This is a genomic window from uncultured Methylobacterium sp., from assembly GCF_964251405.1.
Taxonomy (GTDB): domain Bacteria; phylum Pseudomonadota; class Alphaproteobacteria; order Rhizobiales; family Beijerinckiaceae; genus Methylobacterium.
Genome location: NZ_CAXUJR010000053.1, coordinates 1 through 7,115 on the forward strand (window position 1 = coordinate 1; position 7,115 = coordinate 7,115).

The 7,115-nt window shown below is 69.8% G+C and carries 10 protein-coding genes and 1 pseudogene; 5 read left to right on the plus strand and 6 right to left on the minus strand.

Going from position 1 to position 7,115, the window contains the following annotated elements:
* Positions 1-1,566, plus strand: a 1,566-nt coding sequence (locus ACFE7U_RS11060; RefSeq protein WP_375409778.1) for a DNA gyrase subunit A, incomplete at its 5' end; no start/stop codon positions are given.
* A gap of 139 nt (positions 1,567-1,705) precedes the next feature.
* Here ACFE7U_RS11060 and infA read toward each other — a convergent pair.
* From infA to ACFE7U_RS11075, 3 genes and pseudogenes are all read right to left on the minus strand, one after another.
* Complete coding sequence (gene infA / locus ACFE7U_RS11065) at positions 1,706-1,978, minus strand: translation initiation factor IF-1 (protein ID WP_055879197.1); 273 nt, start codon at positions 1,976-1,978, stop codon at positions 1,706-1,708.
* A 254-nt stretch (positions 1,979-2,232) separates the two neighbouring features.
* Positions 2,233-2,868 (minus strand): ABC transporter substrate-binding protein, encoded by a 636-nt coding sequence (locus ACFE7U_RS11070; RefSeq protein WP_375409800.1) that lies wholly within the window; start codon positions 2,866-2,868, stop codon positions 2,233-2,235.
* 115 nt (positions 2,869-2,983) lie between these two features.
* Positions 2,984-3,364, minus strand: a pseudogene (locus ACFE7U_RS11075) (ABC transporter substrate-binding protein); the annotation flags it as partial.
* A gap of 182 nt (positions 3,365-3,546) precedes the next feature.
* Between ACFE7U_RS11075 and ACFE7U_RS11080 the strand changes: the two are divergent.
* The 4 genes from ACFE7U_RS11080 to ACFE7U_RS11095 are packed head-to-tail and all read left to right on the plus strand — an operon-like array spanning position 3,547 to position 6,179.
* The gene (locus tag ACFE7U_RS11080; RefSeq protein WP_375409779.1) at positions 3,547-3,870 is read left to right on the plus strand and encodes an XdhC family protein; all 324 of its coding nucleotides are present in this window, start codon (positions 3,547-3,549) and stop codon (positions 3,868-3,870) included.
* Positions 3,871-3,881: 11 nt separating this feature from the next.
* The gene (locus ACFE7U_RS11085) at positions 3,882-4,586 is read left to right on the plus strand and encodes an XdhC family protein (RefSeq protein WP_375409780.1); all 705 of its coding nucleotides are present in this window, start codon (positions 3,882-3,884) and stop codon (positions 4,584-4,586) included.
* Positions 4,583-5,599: a molybdopterin-binding protein gene (locus ACFE7U_RS11090; protein ID WP_375409781.1), complete on the plus strand. Its 1,017-nt coding sequence runs from the start codon at positions 4,583-4,585 to the stop codon at positions 5,597-5,599. The genes ACFE7U_RS11085 and ACFE7U_RS11090 overlap by 4 nt, the downstream gene beginning before the upstream one ends.
* A complete protein-coding gene (locus tag ACFE7U_RS11095) occupies positions 5,592-6,179 on the plus strand; it encodes an NTP transferase domain-containing protein (RefSeq protein WP_375409782.1) in 588 nt (195 codons plus the stop codon). The genes ACFE7U_RS11090 and ACFE7U_RS11095 overlap by 8 nt, the downstream gene beginning before the upstream one ends.
* Here the strand turns inward: ACFE7U_RS11095 and ACFE7U_RS11100 are convergent, their stop codons facing one another.
* The 3 genes from ACFE7U_RS11100 to mce are packed head-to-tail and all read right to left on the minus strand — an operon-like array spanning position 6,180 to position 7,080.
* The gene (locus ACFE7U_RS11100) at positions 6,180-6,332 is read right to left on the minus strand and encodes a DUF2256 domain-containing protein (RefSeq protein ID WP_375409783.1); all 153 of its coding nucleotides are present in this window, start codon (positions 6,330-6,332) and stop codon (positions 6,180-6,182) included.
* Between the two features lie 11 nt (positions 6,333-6,343).
* On the minus strand, positions 6,344-6,667 hold the full coding sequence (locus ACFE7U_RS11105) for a DUF1467 family protein (protein ID WP_375409784.1): 324 nt from the start codon (positions 6,665-6,667) through the stop codon (positions 6,344-6,346).
* Between the two features lie 8 nt (positions 6,668-6,675).
* Entirely contained in the window at positions 6,676-7,080 is a 405-nt protein-coding gene (gene mce, locus ACFE7U_RS11110) for a methylmalonyl-CoA epimerase (RefSeq protein ID WP_375409785.1), read from the minus strand.
* Positions 7,081-7,115: the final 35 nt, after the last annotated feature.

Genomic DNA, 7,115 nt, shown 5'->3' on the forward strand with positions numbered 1-7,115 from the left:
ATCGACAGCGCGGACTCGATCGCCGAGGCCTACCGCACCGGGCGCGGCGCCTTCCGGGTTCGCGCCCGCTGGGCCAAGGAGGATCTCGGGCGCGGCACCTGGACCATCGTCGTCACCGAGATCCCCTACGGCATCCCGAAGGCCCGGCTGATCGAGAAACTCGCCGAGCTTCTCCAGGACAAGAAGCTGCCGCTGCTCGCCGACGTGCGTGACGAATCGGCCGAGGACGTTCGCGTGGTGCTGGAGCCACGCTCGCGCAGCGTCGATCCGGTCATCCTGATGGAATCGCTGTTCCGGCTCACCGAGCTCGAAGCCCGTATCCCGCTCAACATGAACGTGCTGGTCGGCGGACTCGTGCCGCGGGTGATCGGCCTCGCAGAGGCGCTTCGCGAATGGCTCGACCACCGCCGCGTCGTGCTGCAGCGGCGCTCGCGCCATCGGCTGGCCCAGATCGAGCGCCGGCTCGAGATCCTCGGCGGCCTCCTCATCGTCTATCTCGACCTCGACGAGGTCATCCGCATCATCCGCGAGGAAGACGAGCCGAAACCATCCTTGATGAAGCGATTCGAGCTCACCGAGCTCCAGGCCAACGCGATCCTCGACACGCGGCTGCGCTCGTTGCGCAGGCTCGAGGAGATGGAGCTGAAGCGCGAGCTGAGCGCGCTGACGACGGAGAAGGACGAGATCGAGGCGCTGCTCGGCTCGGAACCGGCGCAGTGGAAGTCGATCACGCAGCAGATCCGCGCGGTGAAGAAGACCTTCGGTCCCGAGACCAAGGTCGGCCGCCGCCGCACCACGCTCGAAGATCCGCCGGACACCACCGGCATCGACTTCACCTCCGCCATGGTCGAGCGCGAGCCGATCACCGTCATCGTCTCGACCAAGGGCTGGATCCGGGCGCTGAAGGGCCACGTCACCGACCTGTCGGGCGTCGCCTTCCGGGGCGACGACGCGCTCAGGCTCAGCTTCCTCACCGAGACCACCGCCAAGATCCTCGTGCTGGCCTCCGACGGCAAGGTCTTCACCCTGGAGGCGGCCAAGCTCCCCGGCGGGCGCGGCTTCGGCGATCCGATCCGCCTGATGGTAGATTTCGACGACGGCACCGAGATCGTGGCCGCCCTGCCCTACCAGCCCGGCGGCAAGCTCCTGCTGGCGGCCACCGACGGCCGCGGCTTCCTCGCCCCGGCGGACTCGCTCATCGCCAATACCCGCAAGGGCAAGGGCGTCGTCGGCCTCGATGATCCGGCTAAGGCGGCGCTGCTGGTGCCGGCGCAAGGCGGCGACCACGTCGCGGTCTGCAGCGCCGACCGGCTGCTCCTGGTCTTCCCGATCTCGGAGATGCCCGAACTCGTGCGCGGCAAGGGCGTGCGCCTGCAGCGCTGCCGCCAGAGCACGCTGAGCGACGCCTACGTCTTCACCTTGAGCGAGGGATTGCCGTGGCGCGACAGCGCCGGTCAGGTCCGGCTCGCCAACGCCGCCCTGCTGGAGCGCTGGATGGGCCACCGCGCCGATGCCGGCACGCTGATGACCCGGAGCTTCCCGAAATTTGAGCGGTTCGGGAAGTGATCGCGACGGACGATATCAAGCTGGAACAGAAACCGTGTTTCTGGGTCGCGGGTTTTACGAAGTACATCCTCGGACTGGCCAAAGGGCCAGATCCGGGGGAAGCTCTGGGGTGACGAAACGCGGTGGCTGAAAACGCGGCTCAGCGCCGACGGAACTGGCCGCGGATGGGCGGGCGTGGGCCGGCGGAGCGCTCGTCCTTGTGACGGAACACGAGGCGGCCCTTCTCGAGGTCGTAGGGCGACATCTCGACGGTGACGCGGTCCCCGGCCAGGGTCTTGATGCGGTTCTTCTTCATCTTGCCGGCCGTGTAGGCCACGATCTCATGACCCTGGTCGAGCTGCACGCGGTAGCGGGCATCCGGCAGGATCTCGATCACGAGACCGTCGAACTGCATCAACTCTTCTTTCGCCATTCACCATCTCCAGCCGGACGCCTTAACCAGGCGACCCGGGACATCACAATCGACCCGTTCAGCAAATCGCTGGAGGCGGCGGGTCCGATCGGATCGGATGCGCATCACCGGCAAGCGTGTCCTGCACATAATGTTCGCGCCGTATCCACGCAAGCTTTTAGCGGCCTGTCCCGGGACAGGTTCCCCGAGAGGGTTACGAGATCACGCGGTTCACAGATGGCCGGCACGCGGATTCTTGGCGATTCGTCCCGCCTTCAGGGGTTGATCTGGTGGCCGAGATAGTCGATCCGGCCGTCCCCGGTGCGGCGCCAGGCATAGAGTGCATAGCCTGAGCGGAGCAGGTCCCCCTGCGTGTCGTAGGCGAGATCGCCGATCAGGGTCTTCACCGGCTGGCCCGTGTGCAGGAAGGCCGCGACGGTGCGGGGCTCCGTCGACTTGGCTCCGTCGATGGCGCGAACCAGCACCTCCACGGCGGCATAGGTCTGCCCGACGACGGTCTCGGCCTCCGGCGTGCGCAACAGCCGTCCGGCCGGATTGCGCACCTCCGACGCCTTGATCTCGGGCAGCCTGCGGGGTTCCGGAGGCGCCGTCATCACCGTGCCCTCGGCCTCGGCGACGAAATCCCTGTCGATGAGGCCGTTGCTGCCGACGAGCGGCGCGGTGAGGCCGGCGCCGCGCAAAGCCCTGACCAGCGTGACCGCGTCCGCCGCGAGCCCGCCGAGATAGACCACCTCGACCCGCGCGCGGGCGAGGCGCCCGACGAGCCGGGACAGGTCGCGCTCGCCGCGGTCGAAACCCTCGAAGGCGGCCTCCGCTTCGCCCGCCGCCTTGAGCGTGCGCACGACCTCGTCGGCGAGCCCTCGGCCGAACGTCGTCTTGTCGTGGACGATGCCGACGCGCCGCCCGCGATAGGCCTAGGTAGAGACCGGCGATAAGTCCCTGTTCGGGGTCGCTGCCGCAGGTCCGGAAGACGTTCCAGTGCCCGCGGGTGGTCAGCGGACCCCAGGAGGCCCCCGGCGTCACCACGACGATGCCCGCGGCCTCGTAGGCCGGGACGGCCACCGCGGCGATGGAGGAGTTGAGCGGCCCGACCACGAAGCCGACCTTCTCGGCGGACAGGCGCTTCACCGCCGCGAGACCCTGCTTCGCATCACCGGAATCGTCTGCCACGACGAGGGCGAGCTTCTGGCCGGCGACGCCGCCGGCGCGGTTGAGGTCGGCCACCGCCTGCTCGGCGGCCGCGCGCATGCCCTGACCGAAGGCGGCATCGGGGCCGGTGAGCGGCGCCGAGAGCCCGATCCTGATCTGCGCCTCGGCTCCGACGACCGAAGCCAGCATGATGGCCAGGACGGCGAACGGGAACGCGGCCAACGGGAACATCGCCATGACCGAACCACTCCCCCGAACCCGGACACCCCTGGATTACCCCGACGCCGACTCCGACGGAAGCGGAGCCGTGCGAAGCGGCACCCTCGACGTCCCCGAAACACCGTCAGCGGATTGTCCTGGGCCGGCCAAGGCCTAACTGTCCCTTCACGGTCGCCGCTCGGACCGCTTCGGAGGCTTCCATGCTCTCGGCCGAGACCGACATTCTCAAGGCCGCGGAATCCTGGCGCCGGGACGGGCGGCAGGTGGCGCTGGCCACCGTCGTCGAGACCTGGGGCTCGGCGCCCCGCCCGGTGGGCAGCCATCTCGTCGTGGACGAGGACGGCAACTTCCTCGGCTCGGTCTCGGGCGGCTGCGTCGAGGGCGCGGTGATCACCGAGGGGCTGGAGGCCATCGCCGATGGACGCCCGCGGGTGATCGAGTTCGGGGTCGCGGACGAGACCGCGTGGCGGGTCGGCCTCTCCTGCGGCGGGCGCATCCGCGTCTTCGTCGAACGGATCGACTGAGCCCGGCACCGATGCAGTTCGACAGCCTCGAGATCCTGAATGCCGAGCGGGCCGCCCGCCGCGCCGCCATCCTGGTCACCGACCTCGACGATGGAAGGCAGCGCGTGGTCCGCGAGACCGAGATCGCGGCCGATCCCCTCGCTGACCTCCTCCGGCGGCATCTGCTCTCGGGCAGGAGCGGCCTCGTCGAGCTCGAGGGGCGCCAGGTCTTCCTCACCGTGCAGGTCCCGCCGGTGCGCCTCGTCGTGATCGGCGCCGTCCATATCAGCCAGGCGTTGTGTCCCATGGCGGCGGCGCTCGATCTCTCCGTCAGCGTGATCGATCCCCGCACCGCCTTCGCGACGCCGGACCGCTTTCCCGGCACGACCCTGGTGACGCAATGGCCGGACGAGGCCTTCGCTTCGAGCGTGCCGCCCCTCGACCGCTACTGCGCCCTCGCAGCCCTCACTCACGACCCGAAGATCGACGACCCCGCCCTGATCGCGGCGCTGAAGGCGGGGTGCTTCTATGTCGGTGCGCTCGGCTCGCGAAAGACCCATGCCCGCCGGGTCGAGCGCCTGGTTGAGGCCGGCTTCTCGGCGCACGAGATCGGCCGTATCGCCGCTCCGATCGGCCTCGATATCGGGGCCGTTAGCCCGGCCGAGATCGCCGTCTCGATCCTCGCGGAGATCGTGACGCGGCAGCGCAAGAGCGCAACGTCGACGAGCGGCGCGTGAAGTTCGGTCGCGTCCCGATCGAGCAGGCGGCCGGCCTCATCGCGGCGCATACCATCCGCACGGAGGAGACGACCCTGCGCAAGGGTCGCAGGGTCGAGGCGGACGATGCCCGACGCCTCGGCGAGGCGGGCGTGAGCGACATCGTGGCGGCCACCCTCGAGCCCGGCGACGTCGGCGAGGACGAGGCCGCCTCCCGTCTTGCAGAACGCATCGCCGGTGACGGCCTGCGCCGGGAGGCTCCGTTTACCGGACGCTGCAACCTGTTCGCCGAGACGGCCGGCCTCCTCCTCGTCGACCGCGCCCTCGTCGACGCGGTCAACGGCGTCGACGAGGGCATCACGCTGGCGACGCTTCCTGCCTTCAGGCCGGTGAGCGCCGGCGAGATGGTGGCGACCGTCAAGATCATTCCCTACGGGGTATCCGGCGCGGCCCTCTCGCGCGCCTGCCATGCGGCTCACGAGCCGGCCCTGCGCGTCGTCCCCTACCGGCTCCGGCGTGTCGCGGTGATCTCGACGATGCTGCCCGGCCTGAAATCCACGACGGTGGAGAAGACCCTGCGCAACCTCGCCCAACGTCTCGCTCCGACCGGCGCCGCCGTCGTCGCGGAGGTTCGCGTGCCGCACGAGGCCGACGCCGTCACGCGTGCGCTCGCCGCCCTGACCGATGTCGACCTCGTGGTGATCTTCGGCGCCTCGGCCATTGCCGACAGGCGCGATGTCATCCCCGTCGGGATCGAACGGGCCGGCGGCGAGGTCGCCCATCTCGGGATGCCGGTGGACCCCGGCAATCTCCTGCTCATCGGTTCGTATGACGGCGTGCCGGTGATCGGGGCACCGGGCTGCGCCCGCTCGCCCAAGGAGAACGGGTTCGACTGGGTGCTGCACCGGCTTCTCGCCGGCCTCGCCGTGCGCCGGGCCGATATCGTGGCCATGGGCGTCGGCGGGCTCCTCACCGAGATCATCTCGCGGCCCCAGCCGCGGGCCGGCGGCGACAGCGCCGACGACGATGCCTGAGCCCATCGGGATCGTGCTGCTCTGCGCCGGCCGCGGCACCCGGTTCGGGCCGGAGCCGAAACTCCTGAGCCTCCTCGATGGCAAGCCCCTGGTGCGCCACGCCGCCGAGACGGCCCTCGCGAGCGGGCTCGGGCCGGTGGTGGTCGTACTCGGTGCCGAGATCCTACGCATCCGCGGCGCCCTCGGCGGGCTCGCCCTCGATCTCGTCGAGAACCCGCTTCACACCGAAGGACTGTCGACATCCCTGCAGGTCGGGCTCGACGCGCTTGGCGCCGGCATCGCGGGCGTCATCGTCATGCTGGGCGACATGCCGCGCATCCGCCCCGACCATCTCCACGGCCTCGCGGCGGCTTTCCGGGCAGCGGTGCCTCGCCCGGCAGCGATCGTCCCGCTCCATGCCGGACGACGCGGCAATCCGGTGCTCATCAATCGGGCGCTGCTCGGGTCCTGCCTCGCCTCCCTCACGGGGGACCATGGCGCCGGACCGCTCCTTGCGGGGCGCCACGACGTCGTCGAGATCGCGATGGACGAGGCAGTGCGGCAGGACATCGATACGCCGGCGGATCTGGCGCGAGCCTGATCACCCCTTCCGCTTTGCCTCGGCCCGGCAGCGGTCCGAGCAGTAGCGGACCTCGTTCCAGACGCGCTCCCATTTCTTGCGCCAGGCGAATGGCTTCTCACACTGGGCGCAGACCTTGGTCGGCAGGTCGGCCTTCTTGCGCATCCGGGCCAAGGTCGAACGACCTAGAGGCCGGCGAGAGGCAGCACCGCGACGGTGACGACGAAGACGAGGCTGGCCACGAGGCTCGTCCAGATCGCCTTTTCGCGAAGCCGCGGCGTAGCGGGAGCACCGGGGTCCTGGCCCGGCACCATCCGGTCCGGATCGGTCTCGGCCTGGTTGCGCAGCGGCAGGACCGCGAAGAGCAGCGTCCACCAGATCACGAAGTAGAGCGCCACACCCCCCACGATCGAGAGCCCGAACAGGCCGACCGCGATCGCCACGGTCACGGCGCCGAGCATCGCGACGGCGCCGAGCGTGCGTGCCGTCGACGCCGTCAGGGTTCGCATGAGGTCGCTCACACCTGCTCCAGCTCGACGAGGGTGCCGAGGAAGTCCTTGGGGTGGAGGAACAGCACGGGCTTGCCGTGGGCGCCGATACGCGGCTCGCCGGTGCCGAGCACCCGCGCACCCTGCGCCTTGAGCTTGTCGCGGGCGACGATGATGTCGTCGACCTCGTAGCAGACATGGTGCACGCCGCCGCCCGGATTGCGTGCGACGAAGCTCTCCACCGGCGAGTTCTCGCCCAGCGGCGCCATGAGTTCGATCTTGCTGTTGGGCAGCTCGACGAACACCACGGTGACCCCGTGCTCGGGCTGTGGCAGCGGCTCGGTGATCGTGGCGCCGAGGGTGTCGCGATAGATGGCGCAGGCCGCTTCGAGGTCGCGCACCGCGATGGCCACGTGGTTCAACCGCCCGATCATGTCTCGCTCCTATCGCTCATCGATCCAGTACGCGC

What these genes read in the sequence shown, in the direction of transcription:
- ACFE7U_RS11095 (WP_375409782.1), top strand. Translation starts at nt 5,592, where the DNA reads ATGCCTGAGCCCATCGGGATCGTGCTGCTCTGCGCCGGCCGCGGCACC.
- ACFE7U_RS11085 (WP_375409780.1), top strand. Translation starts at nt 3,882, where the DNA reads ATGCAGTTCGACAGCCTCGAGATCCTGAATGCCGAGCGGGCCGCCCGC.
- ACFE7U_RS11105 (WP_375409784.1), bottom strand. Translation starts at nt 6,667, where the DNA reads ATGCGAACCCTGACGGCGTCGACGGCACGCACGCTCGGCGCCGTCGCG.
- infA (WP_055879197.1), bottom strand. Translation starts at nt 1,978, where the DNA reads ATGGCGAAAGAAGAGTTGATGCAGTTCGACGGTCTCGTGATCGAGATC.
- ACFE7U_RS11080 (WP_375409779.1), top strand. Translation starts at nt 3,547, where the DNA reads ATGCTCTCGGCCGAGACCGACATTCTCAAGGCCGCGGAATCCTGGCGC.
- mce (WP_375409785.1), bottom strand. Translation starts at nt 7,080, where the DNA reads ATGATCGGGCGGTTGAACCACGTGGCCATCGCGGTGCGCGACCTCGAA.